Source organism: Pseudomonas sp. R1-18 (assembly GCF_051132095.1).
Lineage (GTDB): Bacteria > Pseudomonadota > Gammaproteobacteria > Pseudomonadales > Pseudomonadaceae > Aquipseudomonas.
This window is the reverse complement of the sequence record NZ_CP071658.1, coordinates 2,763,571-2,786,830: the sequence shown is the minus strand read 5'-3', so window position 1 is coordinate 2,786,830 and position 23,260 is coordinate 2,763,571. Positions and strand designations below refer to the sequence as shown.

At 58.6% G+C, this 23,260-nt stretch carries 19 protein-coding genes; 9 read left to right on the top strand and 10 right to left on the bottom strand.

Annotated elements, in window-relative coordinates:
- Window positions 1-120: 120 nt before the first annotated feature.
- The gene (locus tag J3P77_RS12840) at window positions 121-405 is read right to left on the bottom strand and encodes a hypothetical protein (protein ID WP_434677008.1); all 285 of its coding nucleotides are present in this window, start codon (window positions 403-405) and stop codon (window positions 121-123) included.
- Between the two features lie 713 nt (window positions 406-1,118).
- On the opposite strand from J3P77_RS12840, the gene J3P77_RS12835 reads away from it, so the two are divergent.
- Both J3P77_RS12835 and J3P77_RS12830 read left to right on the top strand, forming a co-directional pair.
- Entirely contained in the window at window positions 1,119-2,702 is a 1,584-nt protein-coding gene (locus J3P77_RS12835) for a TerC family protein (protein WP_434677007.1), read from the top strand.
- Between the two features lie 162 nt (window positions 2,703-2,864).
- Window positions 2,865-3,137 (top strand): hypothetical protein, encoded by a 273-nt coding sequence (locus tag J3P77_RS12830; RefSeq protein WP_434677006.1) that lies wholly within the window; start codon window positions 2,865-2,867, stop codon window positions 3,135-3,137.
- Between the two features lie 111 nt (window positions 3,138-3,248).
- Here the strand turns inward: J3P77_RS12830 and J3P77_RS12825 are convergent, their stop codons facing one another.
- The 9 genes from J3P77_RS12825 to J3P77_RS12785 form a co-directional block, all read right to left on the bottom strand.
- The gene (locus J3P77_RS12825; protein ID WP_434677005.1) at window positions 3,249-3,806 is read right to left on the bottom strand and encodes a GNAT family N-acetyltransferase; all 558 of its coding nucleotides are present in this window, start codon (window positions 3,804-3,806) and stop codon (window positions 3,249-3,251) included.
- 147 nt (window positions 3,807-3,953) lie between these two features.
- Entirely contained in the window at window positions 3,954-4,754 is an 801-nt protein-coding gene (locus J3P77_RS12820; protein ID WP_434677004.1) for a hypothetical protein, read from the bottom strand.
- 236 nt (window positions 4,755-4,990) lie between these two features.
- Window positions 4,991-5,185 carry a hypothetical protein gene (locus J3P77_RS12815; protein ID WP_434677003.1) on the bottom strand — a complete coding sequence of 65 codons (195 nt, stop codon included), beginning with the start codon at window positions 5,183-5,185 and terminating at the stop codon, window positions 4,991-4,993.
- A 58-nt stretch (window positions 5,186-5,243) separates the two neighbouring features.
- The gene (locus J3P77_RS12810; RefSeq protein WP_434677002.1) at window positions 5,244-5,573 is read right to left on the bottom strand and encodes a hypothetical protein; all 330 of its coding nucleotides are present in this window, start codon (window positions 5,571-5,573) and stop codon (window positions 5,244-5,246) included.
- Between the two features lie 65 nt (window positions 5,574-5,638).
- Complete coding sequence (locus J3P77_RS12805; protein ID WP_434677000.1) at window positions 5,639-6,352, bottom strand: permease; 714 nt, start codon at window positions 6,350-6,352, stop codon at window positions 5,639-5,641.
- Complete coding sequence (locus J3P77_RS12800) at window positions 6,349-9,750, bottom strand: T6SS effector BTH_I2691 family protein (RefSeq protein WP_434676999.1); 3,402 nt, start codon at window positions 9,748-9,750, stop codon at window positions 6,349-6,351. The genes J3P77_RS12805 and J3P77_RS12800 overlap by 4 nt, the downstream gene beginning before the upstream one ends.
- The gene (locus tag J3P77_RS12795) at window positions 9,743-10,615 is read right to left on the bottom strand and encodes a DUF4123 domain-containing protein (protein ID WP_434676998.1); all 873 of its coding nucleotides are present in this window, start codon (window positions 10,613-10,615) and stop codon (window positions 9,743-9,745) included. The genes J3P77_RS12800 and J3P77_RS12795 overlap by 8 nt, the downstream gene beginning before the upstream one ends.
- The gene (locus tag J3P77_RS12790; protein ID WP_434676997.1) at window positions 10,612-12,636 is read right to left on the bottom strand and encodes a type VI secretion system tip protein VgrG; all 2,025 of its coding nucleotides are present in this window, start codon (window positions 12,634-12,636) and stop codon (window positions 10,612-10,614) included. Before J3P77_RS12790 ends, J3P77_RS12795 begins: the two co-directional genes overlap by 4 nt.
- An 84-nt stretch (window positions 12,637-12,720) precedes the next feature.
- Window positions 12,721-13,245 (bottom strand): Hcp family type VI secretion system effector, encoded by a 525-nt coding sequence (locus J3P77_RS12785; protein WP_434676996.1) that lies wholly within the window; start codon window positions 13,243-13,245, stop codon window positions 12,721-12,723.
- 534 nt (window positions 13,246-13,779) lie between these two features.
- On the opposite strand from J3P77_RS12785, the gene tssA reads away from it, so the two are divergent.
- From tssA to tssH, 7 genes are all read left to right on the top strand, one after another.
- Window positions 13,780-15,327: a type VI secretion system protein TssA gene (gene tssA / locus J3P77_RS12780; RefSeq protein WP_434676995.1), complete on the top strand. Its 1,548-nt coding sequence runs from the start codon at window positions 13,780-13,782 to the stop codon at window positions 15,325-15,327.
- Between the two features lie 33 nt (window positions 15,328-15,360).
- The gene (gene tssB, locus J3P77_RS12775) at window positions 15,361-15,864 is read left to right on the top strand and encodes a type VI secretion system contractile sheath small subunit (RefSeq protein ID WP_434676994.1); all 504 of its coding nucleotides are present in this window, start codon (window positions 15,361-15,363) and stop codon (window positions 15,862-15,864) included.
- A 28-nt stretch (window positions 15,865-15,892) separates the two neighbouring features.
- Window positions 15,893-17,368 (top strand): type VI secretion system contractile sheath large subunit, encoded by a 1,476-nt coding sequence (tssC, locus tag J3P77_RS12770; protein WP_434676993.1) that lies wholly within the window; start codon window positions 15,893-15,895, stop codon window positions 17,366-17,368.
- Between the two features lie 16 nt (window positions 17,369-17,384).
- A complete protein-coding gene (tssE, locus tag J3P77_RS12765) occupies window positions 17,385-17,798 on the top strand; it encodes a type VI secretion system baseplate subunit TssE (RefSeq protein ID WP_434682000.1) in 414 nt (137 codons plus the stop codon).
- 84 nt (window positions 17,799-17,882) lie between these two features.
- A complete protein-coding gene (tssF, locus tag J3P77_RS12760; RefSeq protein ID WP_434676992.1) occupies window positions 17,883-19,664 on the top strand; it encodes a type VI secretion system baseplate subunit TssF in 1,782 nt (593 codons plus the stop codon).
- Complete coding sequence (gene tssG / locus J3P77_RS12755; protein ID WP_434676991.1) at window positions 19,628-20,650, top strand: type VI secretion system baseplate subunit TssG; 1,023 nt, start codon at window positions 19,628-19,630, stop codon at window positions 20,648-20,650. The genes tssF and tssG overlap by 37 nt, the downstream gene beginning before the upstream one ends.
- Window positions 20,647-23,256: a type VI secretion system ATPase TssH gene (gene tssH, locus J3P77_RS12750; RefSeq protein ID WP_434676990.1), complete on the top strand. Its 2,610-nt coding sequence runs from the start codon at window positions 20,647-20,649 to the stop codon at window positions 23,254-23,256. Before tssG ends, tssH begins: the two co-directional genes overlap by 4 nt.
- Window positions 23,257-23,260: the final 4 nt, after the last annotated feature.

Genomic DNA, 23,260 nt, shown 5'->3' with positions numbered 1-23,260 from the left:
TAGTTCTCTCAAGTGATCGCGGGCTGCTTTCTCGCAGAAAACCGGCGCAATGACAAGCGCCTGAAATGCAAAAGGGGAAGCCTGAGCTTCCCCTTTTGGTGCGACGGTAAAGTGCCGCCGTTACATCAAATTCTGCGAACTGGCGATCATGGCCTGAGCGATATTCTGCTTCTGCTCTTCGCTGAAGCCATCCCAGACATGGACCTTGGCGTAGTAGCCAAGACCTGCGAGGCAATACAGGCTCAGGGTGAACACGATGAAGATCGAGACGAATGTCCAGCGGCCACGATCATTCTCGCCATTGAAATCGCGCGAATAGCGAGCCTCGGCGGAGCTTCGCGCCAGCAGGGACGTGGACAGACGTTTGAACCATTGAAACAGGTGAATCACAACAAGCCGCAACATAGTGGAATAGCCTCGATATCAAAATAACGGAGCTGGCGGTGCCCACGCTTTAATAGCGCGAGACGTCGACGCCAGGCTCGAATCCAGCCGCGACGCCGTGCGCCGGCGTCCGGATACAAATGCTTTAAACGCAAAAAGCCCGTCTATGACGGGCCTTTTGTTTTTATGGGTCTGGTCGATGCGTCGTTTATCAATACGTGGGCGTGAACTTCCCCGCGTATGATCATGGGCTCGACAGTGTGGAAACATTTTAAAACAAGTGGCTTATGGCTTCCATATGGCAGTCGCGGTTGTCAGACAACCGGTTGCACTTTGGGGTGCGGCATAAGGTCGCTGTGCTTTGTCCCGCCTTTACGCAGTAACCCGCCGCGCGATACTCATTCGAGTCAACCTTTGTAATACTTTTTGAACGAAGGAAATGACACCGGTTGTTGTAGGATCACGTCCCGTATTGATTTTCAGGACATTATGAATACCCTTCAGGAGCCTCCGTGTTGCTCCGTCCCCTTGTTCGCAACCCTGCGTTCCGGTCGCTTGCTCACTAGCGACGTCTCTGTGCCAGTCTGCCGTTTGCGCATGCCCCCCAGGCGCAGTCGCTCAGCACTATCCTCACCCTTGAAGCCTGTCGTACTCCGTATGGCGACGTTGAACTGTGCGCGTGTGAAAAAGCGCATGGCGGCTTCCCGTTTTGTTCATGAGATCGAGTAATCCCCATGGAATGGATCGCTGACCCCACGGCATGGCTTGGCCTGCTGACCCTGATCGTGCTGGAACTGGTGCTGGGTATCGACAACCTGGTCTTCATCGCCATCCTCGCGGACAAGCTTCCTCCCGAGCAGCGCGACAAGGCGCGCATCATCGGCCTGTCCCTGGCGCTGATCATGCGGCTGGGCCTGCTGGCGAGTATTTCGTGGATGGTGACGCTCACCGAACCGCTTTTCGAAGTGTTCGCTCACACCGTCTCCGGACGTGATCTGATCATGCTGTTCGGCGGTGTGTTTCTGCTGTTCAAGGCCACCATGGAACTGCACGAGCGTCTGGAAGGCCACGTCAGCCAGCGTACCGGCAACGCGGCGTACGCGATGTTCTGGCCGATCGTGGCGCAGATCGTTGTGCTTGATGCGGTGTTTTCGCTGGACGCGGTGATAACCGCCGTCGGCATGGTCGAGCATTTGTCGGTGATGATGATCGCGGTGATCTTCTCCATCGGTCTGATGATGGTCGCCAGTAAACCGCTGACCCGGTTCGTCAACAGCCACCCGACGGTGATCATGCTGTGTCTGGGCTTCCTGATGATGATCGGCTTCAGCCTGACCGCTGAAGGCCTGGGCTTCCACATCCCCAAAGGCTATCTGTACGCGGCCATCGGTTTCTCGATCCTGATCGAGATGTTCAACCAGATTGCCCGCAAACGTCGCAAGACCTCGACCCATGGCCAGCGCCCACGCCGTGAACGCGCTGCGCACGCGGTCATGCGCCTGCTTGGCGGTCGCCGGCTTGAAGAAGGCGAGGTCGACGAGGAAATCATCGACATGCTCGATGGCGACCTGCATGAAGGCGGCGCCAGCGATGCGGTCTTCGACCGACGTGAACGCGTCATGATCAGCGGTGTATTGCAGCTGGCCGAGCGACCGATTCGCACCGTCATGACGCCGCGCGCGGAGGTGGATTACATCGACCTGAACGACGACGCCGAGGCGATCCGCAACCGGCTGATGCATTCGTCCTATTCGCGGCTGCCTCTGGTCGGTGAAAAAGGGATCGATGAGCCGGTCGGATTCGTTCACAAGAAGGAGCTGCTGAAGGAGCTGCTCGCAGGCAATGAGCCGGACCTGCGGCTGTTGTCCCGCAAGGCCATCAACCTGCTGGAAAGCTTTTCGATCCTCAATGCGCTGGAGCAGATGCGCAAGGCTTCGACGCATATCGCGTTCGTGGTCAACGAGTTTGGCGACTTCATTGGCGTGCTGAGCATGACCGACATTCTGGAATCCATTGCCGGCCAGCTACCAGACGCCAGCGAAGTGGAAGGCCCGGACATCGTCGCGCAAGGCGACGGGTATCTGGTGTCCGGTGCGCTGAACCTTAGCCTGCTGCGCGAACGCACCGGTTTTCAAGCCAAGGCCACGGACGACTATCAGACCCTCGCAGGCCTGGTGATCAGCTTGCTGGACCGGTTGCCGATGATCGGCGACTACCTGGACTGGCAGGGCTGGCATCTGAAGGTCGTCGAGGTGGAAGAGCGACGGGTAACGCGCGTCCTGCTGCACAAGCATGCAGACAGCGGCAGCGGCAAATGAGGTGCCTTTAAGCTGAAAAAAACGGGCCTGCGGGCCCGTTTTTCTTGAACTTGCGCTCGATTGTCACCGAGCAGGCGAGCTCTTTGCAGGCTTGGTCTATCCTGCGTCATTGCCACGTGGCTTCAACGCGCAGTCAGCCACACCCATAAGACGGAGACTGTCATGACTGCCGCTTTCACCTTCAACCCCAACCTGACCTACGACGTGATCTCGACCCGCAAGGCCTACCCGGTCTGGCGGATTCGAGAGCGCAAGGTCTATGCCTATCTGGAGCATGATCCGCGCCGCGACTGGAGCGGCGAGATAGGCACCCTGAGCCTCGGCACGCCTCAACGTCTGGTCGATCATGACGGCCAGACCATTGCCTACATCGTGGGTGCTGAAGTCAGGGATATCAAAGGGCAAAGGTTCGCGCTGAGCGAGGTCAAGGACTGACGGGACGTACAGCTACTGTCCAACCCACCGCAACAGGCTCGCTGAGTACGCCATCGACAGTCGTATGAAGCGAGCCGGGAGCAGGCGACAGGCAGGGCGCGAAAAACCGTGTCAACCGCGACGCGGGCGCGACACCACCGATTCGATGTTCTTGCGGCCAATCAGCATCGGCCGTTGCGGCTCGGCCAGCCATTTGTACATCACCAGACAATCCACCAACCCCTGCTCGGCATGGCGATAGGCCTTCGGCAGGCGTCCGACTGTTTCGAACCCCAGCCTGTTCCATAACGCGACCGCCACCTCGTTGCTCGCGACTACCGAGTTGAATTGCATGGCGAGAAAGCCACTGTCTCGCGCCAACTGTTGCGAGTGCTCGCACATCAACCGCGCCACACCTCGACCGCGAGCCGCTTCGGTAACCATGTAACCGCAATTGCAGACATGATCCCCAGGCCCTGCCGCATTGGCCTTGAGGTAGTAACTGCCCAGCAACACATCATCCTCCTCGGCGACCAGCGTATGCAGCGGCAAGTCCATCCATAACGCACGAGCCTGTTCTTTGGTGACGGCCGGGTCGTAGGCGTAGGTTTGTCGAGCGGCTGCCACGGCCTGGAACGTCGGCCAGAAGAGATCGAAGTCGGCGGGTGTCATGGGGCGGATGTGGATCATGGGGGTCCTCGGATTTTAGTCGGGTGCCGCCAGGCAAGCGGGCTTCGGCGGCCACCTTATTCGCTCCGGGGACGGCTGTGCAAGTCAGGGGAAATGCCTCCGATCGGCGATATATCTATCCCGGCGGGCGAGCACGATGCAAAACATCTAACGCTCAGGCATGCGCATGCATGCGTAGTCACAAGAGTCAGGAGTGATCTTGAGACCCTTGGCTTCCAGTGCGCGGTAGTAGTCCTGAATTCTCAGCGTGCCGGACAGCCGAGCTTTGACAATGCAGTCGTGTTGTTGCCAAGAATGACGTTCCAGCTGGGCCCGCAGTCGCCTTTCCCCACCGGTTTTCCAGCCGAGCAGCGTCTGATCGCGCCAGCGTCGCTCAGGCCGGCCGGTCTGCAGATCATGTTCTGCCGTCACTGGGTCAAGATGCCGGCTCTGTTCCAGCACCGGGAGATCCGGAAGCGGTTGAGTGACATCCATATACCGCTGCAGGCAATCCCAGAACGCCAAAGCGTTGACCTTGTCCAGTCCGAGCGTATGCATTTTCGCCGCCAAGGTCAGCGAGTCACTGGTGTATCGGTGACGTAGCACAATTGTGTAATCGCTCGAGCCGAATCCTGTCGGTAGAGCTCGCAGCACGGGATCGAACTCTCCAAAAGGTGCTACGAACGGACGACTAAACCGCCGTTTGAAGCGAACCATCCCGTCGATTCTATTGAATTCACTCCCGTCGGGGCTGGCGTACAGGCCGTATAGTCGTAGCAATAAATCGCAGCCGATTACGCCCATGACATAAATAAATACGCTGCTCCAATAGGCGAGGAATAATGGACTGGTCCCCCATATCGTGCCTCTGAGGTATAGAAGCATGGCGGTGCAGATGACCAGGCCGGTTAGCTGAAGGAAATGAGTGGATTTGTGATTCATCAAGCCTAGTATCAGCGAAGCGATCATTGCAACTCCCGTGGCCAGTCCGATGGGTAGCATATGATCTCGCATAAACCTCGACTCAAATTCCAGGCTGGATTGCGTGAGAAAGCCTGAGCCCCAGAAGAGCCAAGTGCACGGAAAAGATAGCAGTTTAGCGACGAGAAGAAGATGAACGGTTTTACTGGAATTACGAAGCCTCCAGCGCTTTGCATCGCAATATAATTCTGGCTCGGAGTTTGAATCTATCTGATGCTCATAGATCAGATGTTCATTACTTCCAGTTGCAGCGAGATCTCTGTTACAGGGTCCAGAAACGCGTAGTGGCCGTAGGCGATATGCGTGTCAAAGATACCGTTGCGGTCCCGGTCACTAGCAAATTGCGCTAACGGCATGAGGGTAATGTCATCGCTGCGGTAGCAAGTTGAAGCATAAAGGACTGTTTCGGAAGGTTTCATCTGCAATGCTCAGACGCTGCTTGTATCAAACATGACGGGGTGACTTCTGTTGACGTGTTCAAAGAAGGTCAGAGTCCCACTTTCTTTCTATGTATTCAGCGGTAGGGGGCGGGGACCGTTTTAACAAGTCCAGGTACTGCTCAAACAGCTTGTCGTCGGGTGGCCGCGCTTCGAAGCCCAGGCTCAGGTCCTTGACATGGGTGACTATGACTCTTCGCTTGCGGTCGACGGTGACGAAGTTGTACTCGTGCCAGGGAAGGCTGTTTTCATGGGTTATCGGGTTCTGCCAGTTCAATAGTCGTAGCGCGGCCAGAAATCCGATGGCGGCTGGTCCGACCAGGAAGAGTATGGAGCCAGTGATCAGAGCGGCTCCCACGAGCACCAGCATATAGATTGCTGCAAGGTTTTGATCGCTGAGTATCGAACGCGAACAAAGCTTGCTTATCTGACATTTCAAAGCAAATCCTGATCCCATTTTTTCTCCGTAAACTCAGCCGTCGGCGGAAGCGAACTCTGTAGCAAGTTCAGGTACTGTTCAAATAGCGCGTCATCCGGAAGCCGCGCCTCAAAACCCAGGGAGCGGTCTGTGAAATGGGTGACAATGATTCTTCGCTTGCGGTCGACGGTGACGAAGTTGTACTCCTTGAAGGGAAGACTTTTTTCATGGGTTATCGGGTTCTGCCAGTTCAATAGTCGTAGCGCGGCCAGAAATCCGATGGCGGCTGGCCCGACCAGAAAGAGTATGGAGCCGGTGATCACAGCCGCTCCCACGAACACGAGCATACAGATTGCTGCAAGGGTTTTTATTATGCTGATTTCGAGATCAGAGTAATAGACATGATGGTCAAGTGTCGCGAGATGTTCATAAATCTGATAGTGGTAGGCAGTCTTCTGTCTTGCCATTTTTAGATAGAAGGCTAGGAGTGCGATGGCTACAAATATAAAGCTTATGAAAAATGACGGCTCGTTCAGTAAAGCATCCTTCAAAATCATAATGTAAATTCCGCAAGAGATTACGACTGCAGAAGTCATTAATAGCTGGCGCTGCAGTACCATGAGTGGAGATCCGGGCATTTGGTGGGTTGTCCACGAAAAAATCGCCTGGCCTTGATTCGTTTTGTTTACGCAAGCTAAGCTGCGGCCTGTTTGGCTGTTATCAGAACTCATGGTTGGTCTCCTTTCGGGTCAAGAGGTACTTCCAGTGCTATGGTCTCCGTCGGGTTCGCAGCCTGTACTGCCAGCCTGGTTTTAATCAGCCCGTCCGATGCCAGCTGCCCCTTGGGTTTCAGCTCTACCTGATAGAGATATGTTCTGGCTTTTGAGTTGGCTGGAGATTCCGCGGGTGGCCAGATCTGGAATTCAATGAATCTGGCTGTCTTGGAAAGCGGAACCCATGCTTGCCACAGAATTTCTTCCTCCGATGGCGGAATTACCGGGAAGTACATTTCTCCTGAGCTTTTCCCATACCGCTCATCGACGGTCCTGAAGGTACTTGTGCTGCTAAAACGTCCATTGTCTAGGAAGTGCTTGGCAATAGCGTTTTTGTTTTGTTCAACAGTTAGTACGGCATAGGGTCGCTCAGTGCTGATGACGCTGAGGTTTAGTGTCGCCCCTCGTACAGTTGCTGGCAAAGAAAGCTGGATCCATGCTCCGCTTTGGACACTTTGGACGGCATACCCGGATTCGCCCAACTCCAGACGATCCTCGTAGGTGCTCTTTACGAAGATGGACGGACTGTTCTGGATTTCCAGCAGTGTTCTGATTTCTTCAGCGTGTCCAACAGGATTATCTGAAATGCGAAGCTCACTAGATACGGACCATGACGACTTGCGTAGCCACCAACCTACGCTATCTTGTTGCAGGTAATTCACTACCATTGAAGCGATCAGATAGACGGCGCCGGCGATTGCCAGCGCAAATGTAAACCATGAACTTAAAACTATCGTGGCAGCTCCAGTCGAAGGTGAAAGTCCGGCGAAGACTTGAGCGAGGCTCCCTGCTGCCATCGTTAAAACGGCAGTCGACTTGATTCTTGTGCCAAGCAATTCCCCGGGAGTTTTCGCGTTGTCGAGATCCTCATAAAGGTCAAAGAGCTCTAATACGGCAGCCATCATCCCAAACGCCCCTACCGCCACCATCCCAACCCGAAATCCTTTGACTGCATTGCCCCATTCAATATTGCCCCGTCCCATCCAGTAAGTTGATGAGCGCTGGAGTATGCCGATGGTCTTACCTTCGATAATTACTGGCTGCGCAGCCTTGATAACGGCCCAGGGCGCTTCCACAAACACACCCATCAACAAGTTAAAGCTATAACCCAGCCCATAACCGATCTTGATCATGTCCCGCTCGCTGAATTCGCCGTCGCGCGTCAATTCATCGTAAAGCAGGGCGGTGTTGATGAAGTTGATCATGATGACGCCCCACGTGATCGTGGTCGCGGTTGCAGCGCCCAGGCGGCTTATCCAGTCTTTTGCCCGGGCCTCCCAATCTTTCAGGGTTTTCAATCCAGACTTCGCGTGTGCCTCCATTTCATTTTGAAGTGCAAGCGCATATCGGTTTTCCTGATAATCCAGCACCAGAGGCAGTTTGATCAGGTGTTTCTGAATGTCATCTTCAACCTGGGATATCTGACGGGACAGGCTTCTACGGTCATACGTGGTGTGCGGGTATAGCCAATTGCGTCTCAGGTTAGTGAGTTCGTTGTTCAACAGCAGGTGTCTGCTTTTCCAGGACTTGAGCCTGGCGCCAACCTCGGCGTCGATCGCCAGCTTGTGCGGTGAGCCAAGCAGTGCCCGGCCGATGATCAGACTTCGGAACAGCGACAGGACGTCTTTTTGTTTGCCTTTGCTGTACCTGGCGTCGACAGGGATCAAGGCAACCATGATGCTTTCGGCAACAGCTTTACCTTTACCGCTCGCCAGTTCTCGAAGCGCGCCGTAGGTGTCGCGGGCGGATTGCGAAAGCTTTTTCATCCACGCCTTATCGGCCACGTCGGGATGGTTCAAAGCTGCGTTAAGCTCTCCAACCCGCGTCGCTAGGTTGGTGTAGTCGTTTATCCCTTTAAGAACCTCGTCGGCCTCTTGATGCAGGGCTTCCTTGATCGCTGGAGAAAATCCGTAACGCAAAGTGCCAAACAGGCTGTTGGCGTTTTTTTCTTGCGCGAGCAACCAGTCGTGGGCCTCGATATCCTGGCTGTATACGGTCAGCAGCTCGCTCATGACGGTCTGCAGATACAGCAGGCTTTTCACATTCGTGGTGTCCACGAACAGCACTGCCGGGTCCAGGCCTATGTGTTCAGCCCATTGCCGAAAGTCAGCTTGTGTCTCCCTAATCTGCCGCAGCAGCGTGTCGCCAGTCGGTTGGTGCCTGGCGATATAGGCTCGCGCGCCCTTGAGGTCTATCTCGCGGCGCCATTTCGCGCGTTTATCCCAGCTTTCCGAATCCTTGGCTTCGGGAGCCGTGCCGTACTTGCGCAGTAGGGCACTTTTCATTTCCGAACTTTTGAAGAAGTCCGGGCCGACATGTGAGTCGTGGCTCGGCCCGGTCGCGACGACGTCCTCCAACAGCAGCTGGTCCAGATACTCGTCAACATCCTGAAGGTATCTCTGCGTCCGCACCACATCTCCCTTCACCGACGCCGGTAATCGTTCAGGGTTATCACTGCTGGCACACAGATTGGTAACCGTCTTCGCCATCTCCAGCTTGTGCCCATGCTCGTTCCGCCATACGCCATGAGCCGCCTGGTCCGCGGCCAGTTGCAAGCCCAGGTCATTGAGGATGGCGATTGGGTCGTCGAGGGCGATGAGAAGGGCGCTGTCCTTGTCCGGAACGCTACCCAGCCAGTAGGCCTCGGCACCAACCGGCGATAGCTGCGGTTTGCAGTTGGTATCCGTCTCCGTCATACCCGCACTGAAAGTTGGCACGGACGAGTCGTCGAAACGACCGTCCTGGTTGGCGTTGCCTGCGTCGACATCGGCAACCGCTTCAGCGATCCTGCCCAACGGCAGGGTGCCAGGTTCGGCCATGGTGTTGCAGTAGCCCGCCAGGTCGAGCGTTTTCATCCACTTGCCCCGGCTGTCGGCGTTAGAACGCATGTGTTCGCAGAGCCGCCACGTCCACTGCACCGGGGAAAAGGCCAGATGCAGGCGGCTGGTCCGGGGGTAGAGCAGATAACGGCTTGCCTGGCCGGTACTGCTGCGAGTGTCTTGCCCCAGGTGGGCCTCGGTCCAGACGATGCGCGTAAAGCACGCGTTTGCGCCGCTAACGACGTACTCGTGAAAGGTACGGGCCGTTTCATCGAAAACATACACATAGCCATCGTATAGCTGGCGCAGTGTGTAGCTTCGTGTGCTCAGCGGCGGCAACCGGGTCCAGTTGCCGTTCTTTGCCAAGGGTTTGAGCTTGTCTGGCGCAGGGTCATAACGAGAGCGGTCCAGGGCATAACGAACCGGAACGATGGCCACCTCCCGCTGCTTGAACGGACAGGTGCTGGTAGCCGTCGCGGGTTTTTTGTCGAACTCGGTGCCGCGACGGTCCCGGTCCGTGCCTTGCTTGTCATTCATGCGAAGCCTCCTTGGCTGCGTTCAAGCGGAAATTGTCCAGAGCTTCCAGGCGCAACTCGGGCGCGAGGCGGGCCTGTTCCGGATGCGTGCACTGCCAGCGTCGATAAGGGCCGCCCTCCAGATCGGTGAAATCCAGTCCCCAGAGCAGGCAGAGCTCTGCCCACGTCGCAAATGCGTATTCGCTGACAAGGCCCCAACGCCGGCCGCTCTCGATGGCATGCTCCATCCAGTTGTCTATCTGCGTGCCGGTTTTATCCGCGAATGCCTCTGCCTTGAGGGAGGTGAGCCATTTATGAAGGCGCTCTTGGAATACCCACCAGTAGGCCTGTTCGAAGGCCTCGTTTTGCGGCTCGCCCAACAGCGAGAACCTTGCCTCCCAGGCGTGGACCGGGCCGTATCGCACAAAACTGGTGAACGGGGTCTGTGGCAGCGGGTGCCAGCTGTGTACCGGTTGACGGACCCAGATCTGCTCCACCGGCCCCAGCACCTGGGCCAGGTGCTCAGGGCTGTAGCTGGAAAGCCAGTAATGCAGCACGACCGGGTCGGCGAATCTCAACAGGCTGCACTGACCCAGGTGATCAGGTGGCGAAAGGAATTGACGCAAATGGTCCGCGACAGTTTGCGTCGGCGCCTGGCTGTACAGCGCACAGGCGTCCAGATGTTGATCCGGTGAGGTGCGCCAGTCATGGATAAGCTGGGAAGGGGCATCGGCTCCGACCAGAATCGGGCCGCGCTCCTTGAGCGGCGCCCAGCGAGTGCCGACGTACAACGGTTTTATCGAGAGAGGCTCGCTGCGCTGGTAAAGCTGTTTGATGGCATCCGGGCGAAGCAGCCCGTCGATAAGCAGGTAATTGGCGAAATTCATTTTGCGGCGTCCCTCGCGGCCTTTTCACATTGCTCACACCGCGCAGTGCGTTTGAACGTTGTCGCCTGCGCCGGAATCAGCGGTTCGCCCGCTGTATCGGCATCCGTCGGCTGTGTCGATTCCGGCAAGACTGGCGCCGCCGGGACCCCTATCCCTGGCGCACCGCCCGAATTGAGCCTGATCTGCGGGCCGCACAGGGTGACGCCGCTGGGGTCGATCTTGATGAAGCTGCCGCCAGCCGTGAGAGTGACTTCCATACCTCCATCGATGACGATATCGCTGCCCTGTAGATGCACTTGCTCCCCGGCACGCAGCAAATAGGAAGCGCCCACCTGGGTGTGCGCGGACTGGCCCACGGTCAGGTGATCGTTGGCACGAACTTCGCTCAGACGGTCCGCGTGGATAACGCGGTGTTCTTCAGCCTTGAATTCGCTGTAGCTGTTGGCTTCGACACGGTCGTGCCGCTCGTTGCCGACGCGAATCTTCTGGTCGTGCTCAATGTTCTCGTCCCAGTCGCGCTGGGCGTGGATGAAGATCTGTTCCTGGCCCGCGCGGTCTTCGATGCGCAGCTCGTTGTAGCCTCGGCCATTCGGGCTGCTCAGGGACTTGAAGACACTGCGCGTCTTGTTGGCCGGCAGCTCGTAGGGCGGCACGTGTTCGGCGTGGTACAGGCAGCCGCTGATCAGCGGTTGATCGGGGTCGCCTTCAAGAAACGTTACCAGCACCTCCATGCCCACCCGCGGGATGACCAGGCTTCCGTAACGGTTGCCCGCCCAGCTTGAAGCGACCCGCAGCCAGCAACTGCTGGCTGCGTCACGCTTGCCGTCCCGGTCCCAGTGAAATTGCACCTTGACCCGGCCCCGATCGTCGCAATGGATTTCCTCGCCCGCCGGGCCCGTTACCAGTGCGGTCTGGCTGCCCAGGAGCCGGGGCTTGGGATGCAGCACCGGCGGACGGTAGGAAACGTCGCCCGGCGTAGCGGAAAAACGATTGCGGTAGCCTTGGTTGAAGGCGCCTTCACGTGCCGCCGCTACCGGTGCCACTTCCAGAACTTGCGGCTGTCGACCTTCGTGGTGAATTTCGGTCAGCAGCCACGCGCCGTGGCACTGGTCGTTGGGGTGATCGGCCAGTCGCAGAAGATGACCGCTGAGCAGGGCGGGCTGGTTACTGCGGCCCTCGGCCAGTCGATAATCATGGCGATGCCTTTCAAGTGCGCGCCTGGCAAGCTGCTCACCGCGTTCGCGGGCGGTGTAACGGCCTTGGTAGCTGTAATCTTCGAGATCCGGACTGGCGTCGTAAGTCGCAGCACTGTCCAGGCGAAAGCGTGGTTTGGTGAAATCATAATCGCGGCGGGTGGTCCGGCTGGTGCGGGTTTCCAGACGCAGGCTGAAGCGGCTGACCACGGGTTCCTCGGCCACCATGCCGCTGTCCTGCCGGTAGGGGATTTTCGGCAGTTCCGGGAAGGACCTCTGGTCGTCACCGAATACCAGATGATGGCCATTGGGACTGTGCGTGAAGTGGAAGTGCAGACCTTCCTCCTCGCAGAGGCGCTGCACGAAGTGCAGGTCCGACTCGTTGTACTGCACGCAGTACTCACGTTCGGTGTAGGTGCCGCTCAGTTCAAAGCTGTATCCGGCAACGATGCCGTGTTCTTTAAGCACCTGCCGGATGATCTGTTCCACGGTCAGGCACTGGAAAATTCGTTGGTTGAATCGATGGCGCAGGTAGGCGAGTTTCGGGCGCAGGGTCAGCGAATAATGCGTGATGTCGCGTTCGGTATCGGCCTCGGCGACAAGATCTATTAACCCATGGATGCCGACACCGCTGCCGGCCATGCGCAGAAAAGCCGGCTTATGCAGCAGGGTTTCCAGGTCTTCCAGGCGCCGCCGGCTTACAAGCTTGAGCTCAAAAGAGAAAAGCTGGTTGACGGCTTCATGGCCGGTGAATGCCAACACCTGCAGGTCATGGGTAACGCCTGGGATGCTGAGTTCGAACAGGGCTTGCGTGTCAGGTACGACCACTCTGCTTCCTCCTGGATGGGTGAGTGTCAGTCGAGGGTTTGGGATAGGTCCCATCGCCCCGAAGGGCGATGGGCGGCTGGCTCGTCAGCCGGCCGGCGCAGGCGCAGCTTCGCGCCAGACAGCAGAGGCTTCACTACCAGCGGCTAAGTGCGTCTGGATAATCTTGCCGTAGCTGAAAGACACATCCTCCAGGTGGGTGAAGTGAGCGAGGTTCGGATCTTGGCGGTTGTGCATGTAGTCATGCTTCTTGACCACGCGCGCGTCCTCTAGGGTCGTTGTGAAGTAGTGCTGCGGTTGGCCCTGAACGGTGCGATACCAACGGATGGTTACCTCGGTGAGGGGCTCGCCTTCCGTCAGTGCCTGCATCAGTTGGGGTGAGGATTTGTCCATAACCTTGGTTATTTTTACGTGCCCGTGTGCGCAGGTGCCGCTCGAGCAGCCAGTTACCCTATCGCGGGGTGACTCGATCACGTGCTCGTAGCTGATAACCATGACTTCATCCTGGCGCTTCTCTTCGAAGGCTTCGCCAAGTGAGTCTTCGCTGGAAGCGCCGTCCGTTATTTTGTTCTGTTTTACGCCGGCAATTGTCATGTAAAGAGGTGAAGCCATTATAAATCTCCTGATAAAGATAAAGCTCTCCGCGTAGTGGTTTCGTTCGGGGAGCGATGTTTGTGGTTACATTAATCGTGCCAGCTTTTTTTCTACCCTTTAAAAATAGGGGGTTGGCTTGAATTGCTATTGAAAGCTTGTCCGGTTTTCCATATTTATTAGATTAAAGTGCGCAAGAAGCTGCGCAGTCTGTGCAGATTCTTGCGCTCTTGACTCAATAGCTTTGGTGCGCAAGGGCTGCGCCTCAAAACTATAGCTTCGCCGTTTCAGAAACTGCGCAAGAACCTGCACAGTTGCGCAGACCCATAGATATAACCGGTCGTAGATGTCCGGGCCTTGTGGGGGAGCTGGCTGTAAAACTTTGTTTCCTACCAAAACCCAGACAAACATCGTAGGACATTTCTGAAAGAGCGTTTTTCCTGGGTTTGGCGCTTGTTACTCACGATGTGTATGACTAATGTTTGCGTCCACCGAGTTGCGGGATACGGATTTACTCGCGGCGTGAAGTGCAATCAAAGCGAGTTGACGGATTAAATGACTTATTCGGATCAGTTACTGACTCACTATCTCTCCCTCGCGGCCCGACCGGTTCAGGAACAGGGCTTCATGGGGGAGGAAGTCAGATTTTCCGCTGAGTTCGAAGCGCTTGAGCGCGAAGTGGGCAAGACCCGATCCATGCATGAATCAGGGCCGGTTGACTGGCCGCGGGTGCGGCAGGGCTGCGAAGCGGTTCTGCAGAATCTTGCCAAGGATCTGCGCGTTGCCTGCTGGTTGTCCTGGGCCTTGTATGAAACGGAATCGTTTGCCGGGCTGCTTGCCGGTTGCGGGATGATCAACCATCTCTGTCAGCGGCAGTGGGACAGTTTTTCGCCACGCAAGCCACGTACCCGCTGCGCCGCGCTGGGCTGGTTTGTTGCACGACTTGAGAAGGTGCTCGTCGAGGATGTTTCGGTAAAGGATCAGCTGCCACTGTTCCAGAAGCTGGAGGCTTACCTCGAAGGCATTGACGAAACCTTCACCACTAACCTGAAGGATGAAGCGCCGCTGCTCCTGCCGCTGCGGCGACGCCTGACACGCATGCTGCAGAAGGCCCGGGAAGCCGAAAGCAGGCCGGTTACGGTCGTTGCCCAGATCAAGCAGGCGGCGGCCACTCTGTTTGCGCCCGTAGTGAAGATCGACAATGAAAAGGACGCGCGCAGCGCATGGAAAGCCCAGCAGGATAGCGCTTTGCCGCTGTGCGCATGGTGGTTGCGCAACAAGGCTTCCGACTTGCGTGCATTGCGGCTGAATCGAGCGATCAGCTGGCTGGAAATCGACAGGCTGCCAGAGTGCAACAGCGAGCAGATAACAATGTTGCGCGGGCTACCCGCCGAAAAACTGAAGAGCTACGACGAACGTTTTCAGCAGGGCCATTACGCTGATCTGATCGTCGATCTGGAAGCCAGCCTTGTCACGGCGCCGTTCTGGTTCGATGGCCAGTTCATGGTCTGGAAGTGTTTAAAAGCTCTCAACGCCGAAGCAGCCATGGCTGAGCTGGAAACCTGCTTTTCAACGTTTCTCTCCCGGCTCCCAGGTGTTACCGAGTTGCGATTCGAAGACGGCCGGGCCTTTGCTGACGCCGCGACCAACAGCTGGATTGCCGAGCGTGTCGTCGCGCAGCCGCAGGTCGACCGAGAGCCCGAAACAATGGAGGGCCCAAGTTTGCGACCGACCTGGGAAGTTGTCATGGATGAAATGATTCCATTGCTGGAGGCCGAGGGTGTCAGACCTGTCGCCCAGCAGCTCCGGGAACATATTCAGAAGGCGCCCGGCAATCGCGAAAAGTTTTATTGGCGATTGGCACTGGCCCGGCTTTGTTACAAGGCGAAGAAGTATGAATTGGCGAGAAATCAACTTGACGTTCTGCACGAGCAAATGAAATCAGCGGGTCTGGCCGATTGGGAGCCAGAGCTTTATCTGGATGTTCTGCGCCTGCTTTACAGTTGTTGCGAGCTGCTTCCACAGAACAAAGTAGTTCGTGAATACAAGGAAGAGCTGTACGGCAGATTATGTCACCTCGATATTGAAAGCGTACTGCAATAGGCCGCATGGCCATAACATCAAAGGAGAATGGCTATGGCCAAAGAAGGCTCGGTAGCACCCAAGGAACGTATCAACGTCACTTTTAAACCTGCCACTAACGGTGCCCAGGAAGAGATTGAACTGCCGTTGAAGTTACTGGTACTCGGTGACTTCACGCAGCGTGCCGATGAGCGAAAACTTGAAACCCGCAGATCGGTCAGCATTGACCGGAATAACTTCGATGAAGTTCTGGCCAAACAGGAGATCTCGCTGACGCTGAGCGTGCCAGGTCGCTTGCAGGAAGATACCGACGACGAGTTGCCTGTGACTCTCGGAATCCGCTCCATGAAGGATTTCAACCCGGCCAGTGTGGTCGAGCAGGTGCCGGAGTTGAGGAAGTTGATGGAGTTGCGCGACGCGCTTGTGGCGCTAAAGGGGCCGCTGGGCAATGCGCCTGCGTTTCGCAAGGCCATTGAGCAGGTACTGAACGACGAGGAGTCCCGCGCGCGCGTTCTCGATGAGCTGGGTTTGAACGCCGATCCAGTCCCTAACGCTTGAACCCCAGTCGTATCAGGAAGCCATAACGATGAGCAAGACAGCTGCGCAGCAGATCAACAAGGAAGTCCCGGCATTCGGTGTGCTGGACCAGATCATCGCCGAGACCCGATTGACACCCGCCGACGAAGCCTACGACATCGCCAGGCGCGGAGTCGCGGCCTTCATCCAGGAATTGCTCAAACCGCACAACCAGGGAGAGCCGGTCAAGAAGGCGCTGGTCGATCGCATGATCACCGAGATCGACGCCAGGCTGAGCCGGCAGATGGACGAGATTCTCCACCATGCCGAGTTCCAGTCGCTCGAATCCGCGTGGCGCGGTCTTGAGCTGCTGGTAGACCGCACCGACTTTCGCGAAAACATCAAGATCGAAATCCTCAGCGTCTCCAAACAGGACTTGCTCGAAGACTTCGAAGACTCGCCCGAAGTCATGCAGTCCGGGCTCTACAAGCACGTATATACCGCCGAGTACGGCCAGTTCGGTGGCAACCCGGTCGGGGCCATCATCGCCAACTACTTCTTCTCGCCCAGCTCGCCGGACGTGAAGACCATGCAGTATGTATCCAGCGTTGCCTGCATGGCTCACGCGCCGTTCATTGCCGCGGCCGGGCCTGAATTCTTCGGCCTTGAGCAGTTCACCGGCCTGCCGGACCTCAAGGACCTGAAAGATCACTTCGACGGTCCGCACTTTGCCAAGTGGCAGAGCTTTCGCCAGCAGGAAGATGCGCGTTACCTCGGCCTGACGGTCCCGCGCTTCCTCTTGCGCAACCCTTACGACCCGCTGGAAAACCCGGTCAAGACGTTCGTTTATCGCGAGACGGTCGCCAACAGCCACGAGCATTATCTGTGGGGCAACACCGCCTATGCGTTCGCCACCAGGCTGACCGACAGTTTCGCGAAATTCCGCTGGTGCCCCAACATTATCGGCCCGCAAAGCGGGGGCGCGGTCGAGGATCTGCCGCTGCATCATTTCCAGAGCATGGGTGACATCGAAACCAAGATTCCAACCGAAGTGCTGGTATCCGACCGTCGTGAGTACGAGCTGGCGGAGGAGGGTTTCATTGCCCTGACGATGCGCAAGGGCAGCGACAACGCAGCGTTCTTCTCGGCAAATTCGGTTCAGAAGCCCAAGTTCTTCGGCCAGGGCGCCGAGGGCAAGACCGCAGAGCTGAACTACAAACTCGGCACTCAGCTGCCCTACATGATGATCGTCAACCGGCTGGCTCACTACCTCAAAGTGCTGCAGCGCGAACAGCTGGGGTCGTGGAAAGAGCGCACCGATCTCGAAACCGAACTCAACAAATGGATCCGCCAGTACGTGGCCGACCAGGATAACCCGAGCGCCGACGTGCGCGGTCGGCGCCCGCTGCGCGCCGCGCAGATCACGGTCGGCGATGTCGAGGGGGAACCGGGCTGGTACCGGGTCAGCCTGAACGTGCGCCCGCATTTCAAATACATGGGCGCCGATTTCACGCTGTCGCTTGTCGGCAAGCTGGACAAGGAGTGAGGAAACGGCAGTGGCGATCAGATCTTACGGCAGCCTCTTCGAGCGTCTGGCGGGTGAATCTGCCAAGCGCGCGGGTCTGCCCCATGAACAGCAGGTCATCGCTTCGGTCGCCGCCCATCTTTCCAGGATGTTGAGCACCCGGTCAGGCAGTGTCCAGACGCTGCCTGACTACGGCCTTCCTGACCTGAATGATATGAGCAAGAGCCTCCACGCGACACTGGAAGCTTCGCGCGTCGCCATCGAGCGTTTCGTCGAAAAGTACGAACCGCGTCTGTCCGGCGTGAGCGTCACGCGACAGGACTGCAGCCATGACTCGCTCAGGCTGCTGTTTGCCATCGAGGGCGTACTGGAAGTCGAGGGCAGGAAGCGTCACGCGGTTTTTTCGGTGAGCCTTGGCGCCAGCGGCGAGGCAAGTGTCCGACACGATTGAGTTCCACTGCCGCGAACGCGGATCGGCCTGAGCGGCAGATTCGCTCAGTCACAGGGACAGGTTTACCTGACAGGAAGTTACGTTTTGTCTTTCAATCATTATTACCAGAGCGAGCTGTCTGCCCTGCGCCAGCTCGGGCGTGAATTCGCCGACCGTAATCCGGCGCTGGCGCCCTTTCTCGGGCAGGCGGGTCGTGATCCGGATGTCGAGCGGCTGCTGGAAGGCTTTGCGTTTCTCACCGGCCGACTGCGCCAGAAGCTCGATGACGAGCTTCCCGAGTTGACGCATTCGCTCATGCAACTGCTCTGGCCCAACTACATGCGGCCGTTTCCAGCAATGAGCATCGTCCAGTTCGACCCGATGACCCAGCCGGGCCCGGGCGTGATCGTCAACCGTGACACGGCAATGGAAAGCGAGCCGGTCGACGGCATGATGTGCCGGTTTCGGACCTGTTACACGACGCCGGTTCTGCCGCTAAGGCTGCAGACCCTCAACTGCGCCGCCAAAGGCACTGGCGTGGTTCTGGAATTGCGCCTGGACATGACGAGCGACGGGCATCTGGGCGACGTGCAGCTGGATCGTTTGCGTCTGCATCTTGCCGGGGACCGTTACATCAGCCAGACGCTTTATCTGGGTCTGCTGCGCCAGCTGACGGGGATCAGAGTGACGTTGCTCGACGAGACCGGGCAACCGCTGTCCCGCGTCGGTGCGCCGGCGGAACTGAGCATTCCCGTTGACCGTGTTCGTCCGGTCGGTTTTGCCGAAGATGAAGCGCTGATTCCTTATCCGCTGAATACCTTCCGGGGTTACCGCTACCTTCAGGAGTATTTCGCCTTCGCGGACAAATTCATGTTCGTCGATATCCTCGGGCTGGACACGCTGGAGTCGCTGCCCAGGGAAATCCTGGAGCAGGCACGCGGGCTTACCCTCAGCTTCGACATCGCGAACGGCGACATCCTGCGTCTGCGGCCCACCGTCGACAACGTCAGGCTGTACTGCACGCCAGTCGTCAACCTGTTCAAGCAGGACGCGCTGCCTGTGCGACTCGAAGGCAAGCAGGACGAATATCTGGTGATGCCCGGAGGGTACGGCACGCAACACTGCAGTGTGTATTCGGTGGACAAGGTGACGGGATGGCAACCCGGCGCGCTGGGCTGTCAGGATTACGTTCTGTTCGAGTCATTCGAACACGACCCCAGCTTCGACGTTCAGCAGGCGTGCCCGTACTACAGCATCCGCCAGCGTGCCGCGCTGGCGCATGAAGGGCTGGACACCTACCTCAGTTTCGACCTCCGCGATGTGGAGCGCCACGAAACGATCTCCATCGAGTTGACCTGCACCAACAACAATCTGCCCTTGCAGATTCCGGCCAACGGGATCTCAAGCTTCGCCGAGAGCGGCCCGGATTTCGTGCACTTTCGCAATATCACGCCGGTGACTCGCAGTTATGCGCCGCCGATCAATCGGGATTTTCTGTGGAAGCTGATCAGCAACATGTCGCTCAACTATCTGTCGCTGGCCAATGTCGACGCGCTGAAAGTCATTCTCGAAACCTACGACCTGCCGCGCTATTACGATCCGCAGGCCGAAAAGGTCAGCCGACAGTTGTTGAACGGGTTGAAATCGATCAGTCATCGACCCGTGGATCGGCTGTTTCGTGGCCTGCCTGTTCGTGGTCTGCGCACCCACCTGATGGTCGATGCCGAGGGCCTGGGGCAGGGCGCGCTCTTTCTGTTCGCGTCAGTGCTCGATGAGTTCTTCGCGCTGTACGCCAGCCTCAATTCCTTCCACCAGTTGCATGTGCAAACCGTCGATGGAGATGTGTACGAATGGACGCCCCGCATGGGTCAGCAGCCCCTGCTTTGAATCGCCTGGACGCTACTGTTCGCGAGTTCTCGGTGTATCAGGCCATCCCGCTGGTCATCGAACGCTTGCGCCTGCGCCACCCGGAACTCGACGAAAGTCAGCTCGAAGAACTTCTGTTGTTGCAGGCCAATTCCAGCTTGGGGTTTGCGGCCAGCGATATCGACGAGCTTGAGTTCTTCGAAGCGGCGGGGCGGTCGCGCGCCCGTATGCGGCTCAACCCTCTGGGGCTGTTCGGCGCCGCCTCGCCGCTGCCGGTCTTCTACAGCGAGCAGGCGCTGGGGGACGGCCAGGCTGCGTGCGCGACGCGTGATTTTCTTGACGTGTTCAACCACCGCCTGCTGCGCCTGCTGCTGCCGATCTGGCGCAAGTATCGCTATCACGCGCGGTTTCGTGGCGGTGCCAGAGACCCGTTCTCGGCGCAGCTGTTCGCGTTGATTGGCCTGGGCGGAAAGCACATACGCCAGAGCAGTGAAATCAACTGGAAGCGTCTGCTGCCGTACCTGGGATTGTTGAGCCTGCGGGCGCATTCCGCTGCGCTGATCGAAGCGGTACTGCGTTACTACTTCAAACACGCTGACCTGTGCATCGAGCAGTGCATCGAGCGTGCCGTCCTTATCAGCGACCGGCAACTCAATCGCCTGGGCCGCGCCAACAGCCGCCTGGGCGAGGACGCGGTGCTCGGTGAGCGGGTGCGAGACCGTAGCGGGAGGTTTCGCATTCATATCCGCGCCCTCGACTGGGACAGCTTTCATAAGTTCCTGCCGATCGGCTCGGGCCACAAACCACTGAATGCATTGGTTCGATTCACCCAGCGTGACCCTCTGGACCATGACGTTCGGCTGCAAATGCTGCACGGCGACATACGGGCGCTGCACATCGGTGAGCAGAACACCTGCCATCTGGGCTGGACCACCTGGCTGGGACGTGAGCGGGCCGACGGTGTGATCACCCTCGGCAGCCACTTAATCAAGGACGCAAACTCATGATCAACGTCGACCTGCAACAACTCGTCAATGCACTGGACGCCGCGACCCGCAAGGACCTTGAGGGCACCGCCGAACGATGTGTCGCCCGCGGCGCAAGCAAAATCGTCGTGGAGGACATGCTGCTGGCGCTGCTGGAGCGGCCATCCGGGATGCTGGCGGCAGCGCTGGCCGACGCAGGCGTCGAGGCGGCCGGGTTGACCGCGGCATTGCAGCCGCCGGTGGAATCCCGGGACGTCACGCGAAATCCGGTGTTCGCGCCGGAACTGGTTCAGTGGCTGCAGGACGCATTGCTGGTCGCCAACCTCGAACTGGGCCAGAGCCGTATTGATCAGGCGGCGCTGATTCTCGGGATCTTGCGCAACCCGGTCCGTTACGCCGGAACGCGCTACCAGCCGTTGTTGAACAGGATCAACGTCGAACGCTTGCTCGACTATGCGCTGGGCGAGCAGCCCGAAACGCAGTCCCGGCAACCGGGCGCTGCGGCAGAGTCATTGCTGGCCCGTTTCACCCACAACATGACCCGTCAGGCCCGCGAGGGCAAGCTGGACCCGGTGTTGTGTCGTGACGATGCGATCCGGCAGATGATCGATATCCTGGCGCGGCGGCGCAAGAACAACCCGATAGTGGTAGGTGAAGCCGGTGTCGGCAAAAGCGCGCTGGTCGAAGGTCTCGCGCTGAGGATTGCCCAGGGCGAAGTGCCCGAGCCGCTGCGCAACGTCGAACTCCTGTGCCTGGACATGGGCCAGTTGCAGGCCGGGGCCAGCATCAAGGGTGAGTTCGAGCGACGCCTGCAAGGTGTCATTGATGAAGTCCGGGCCTCAACGACACCAGTGATTCTGTTCATCGACGAAGCGCACACACTGATCGGTGCGGGCGGTCAAGCCGGAGGCTCGGACGCCGCCAATCTGCTCAAGCCGGCGCTGGCGCGCGGGGAGCTGCGGACCATCGCCGCGACCACCTGGAGCGAATACAAGAAGTACTTCGAAAAAGACCCGGCGCTGGCCCGGCGCTTCCAGCCCGTTCAGCTCCTGGAACCGACGGTCGAGGAAGCCATCACCATTCTGCGCGGGCTCGCGCCGCTGTACGAGCGCAGTCACGGCGTGTACCTGCGCGACGACGCGGTGGTGGCGGCCGCGCGGCTGTCTGCACGTTACCTCACCGGCCGCCAGCTGCCCGACAAGGCGGTCGACCTGCTCGACACCGCGTGCGCCAGGGTCCGCATCAGCCAGGCCGCCGCGCCGGAAAGTCTGGAGCGGCTGCGCAGCGAAGTGGCTGAACAGACCCGCAAACTCACAGCATTGAAACGGGACGCGGCGGCAGGTTTACCCGTGGAAGCCGAAACACTGAGCACCTCCGAGGCGGCCGTGGACGTCGCGCAGCATAAACTCTGCGACCAGCAACAGCGCTGGGAGCGACAGCGCGCGGCGGCGCAGCGTGTCGTCCACTTGCGCCAGCAGCTGGCGGCGCTGTCCGCGGCTGAGGTCGGCCAGACGCCGGACGACGACGGGGCAAAGGTCTGCGCCGCCGAGCTGCGTGCAGAGCTGGCGCACGCGTACCTGCAACTGAGCGAGGCGCAGCAGACCGAGCGTCTGGTGAGCTTTGAAGTGTGCCCTCGACTGGTGGCCCAAGTGGTGAGCGCCTGGACCGGTGTGCCGCTGTCACAACTGGCCCAGGAGCACAGTGCGCAGGTCACCGGTTTCGCCGCTGGTCTTCGCCAGCGTATTCGCGGTCAGGACCAGGCGATCGATGCGCTGGACCGCGCGATGCGCGCGGTGGCAGCCGGGCTCAACAAACCTGACGCGCCGGTCGGCGTGTTTTTGCTGGTGGGCCCAAGCGGCGTGGGCAAAACCGAAACCGCTCTGGCGCTGGCGGATCTGCTGTACGGCGGCGAGCGCTTTCTGACCACCATTAACATGGCGGAGTTTCAGGAGCGGCACAGCGTCTCCCGCCTGATCGGCGCGCCGCCCGGCTATGTCGGCTACGGAGAGGGCGGGATGCTGACCGAGGCCGTCAGGCAGAAGCCCTATTCGGTCGTGTTGCTGGACGAGGTCGAGAAAGCCGACCCGGACGTGATGAACCTTTTCTACCAGATCTTCGACAAGGGCATCGCCAACGATGGCGAAGGGCGCGAGATCGATTTCCGCAATACGCTGATCCTGATGACCTCCAACCTGGGCTGCGAGCAGATCGAGCGGCTTTGCCCCGGTGACACACGGCCTGTAACCGAGGCGCTGGAAGCAAGCATTCATCCGCTTTTGCGCGCGCATTTCAAGCCGGCGCTGCTGGCGCGCATGCAGGTCATTCCATACTTCCCGGTCGGCAATGCGGTGCTCGGCGAACTGGTCACGCTCAAGCTTCAGCGCCTCGCGGAGCGCCTGGCTGCCCGTCGGCTGGTGTTCAGCCATTGCGATGCGCTGGTCGGATATCTCAGCGAACGTTGTGTTCAGGGCGACAGCGGTGCGCGACTGGTGGATCGCCTGCTGGATCAGCAGGTCCTGCCATTGATCGCCAATCGTCTGCTCGACGCCATGGCCTGTGGCGACACACTGACCCGTGTGCACGCCACGCTGGACAGCGCTGGCACCGTGGTCTGTGAGTTTGCATAAGGTG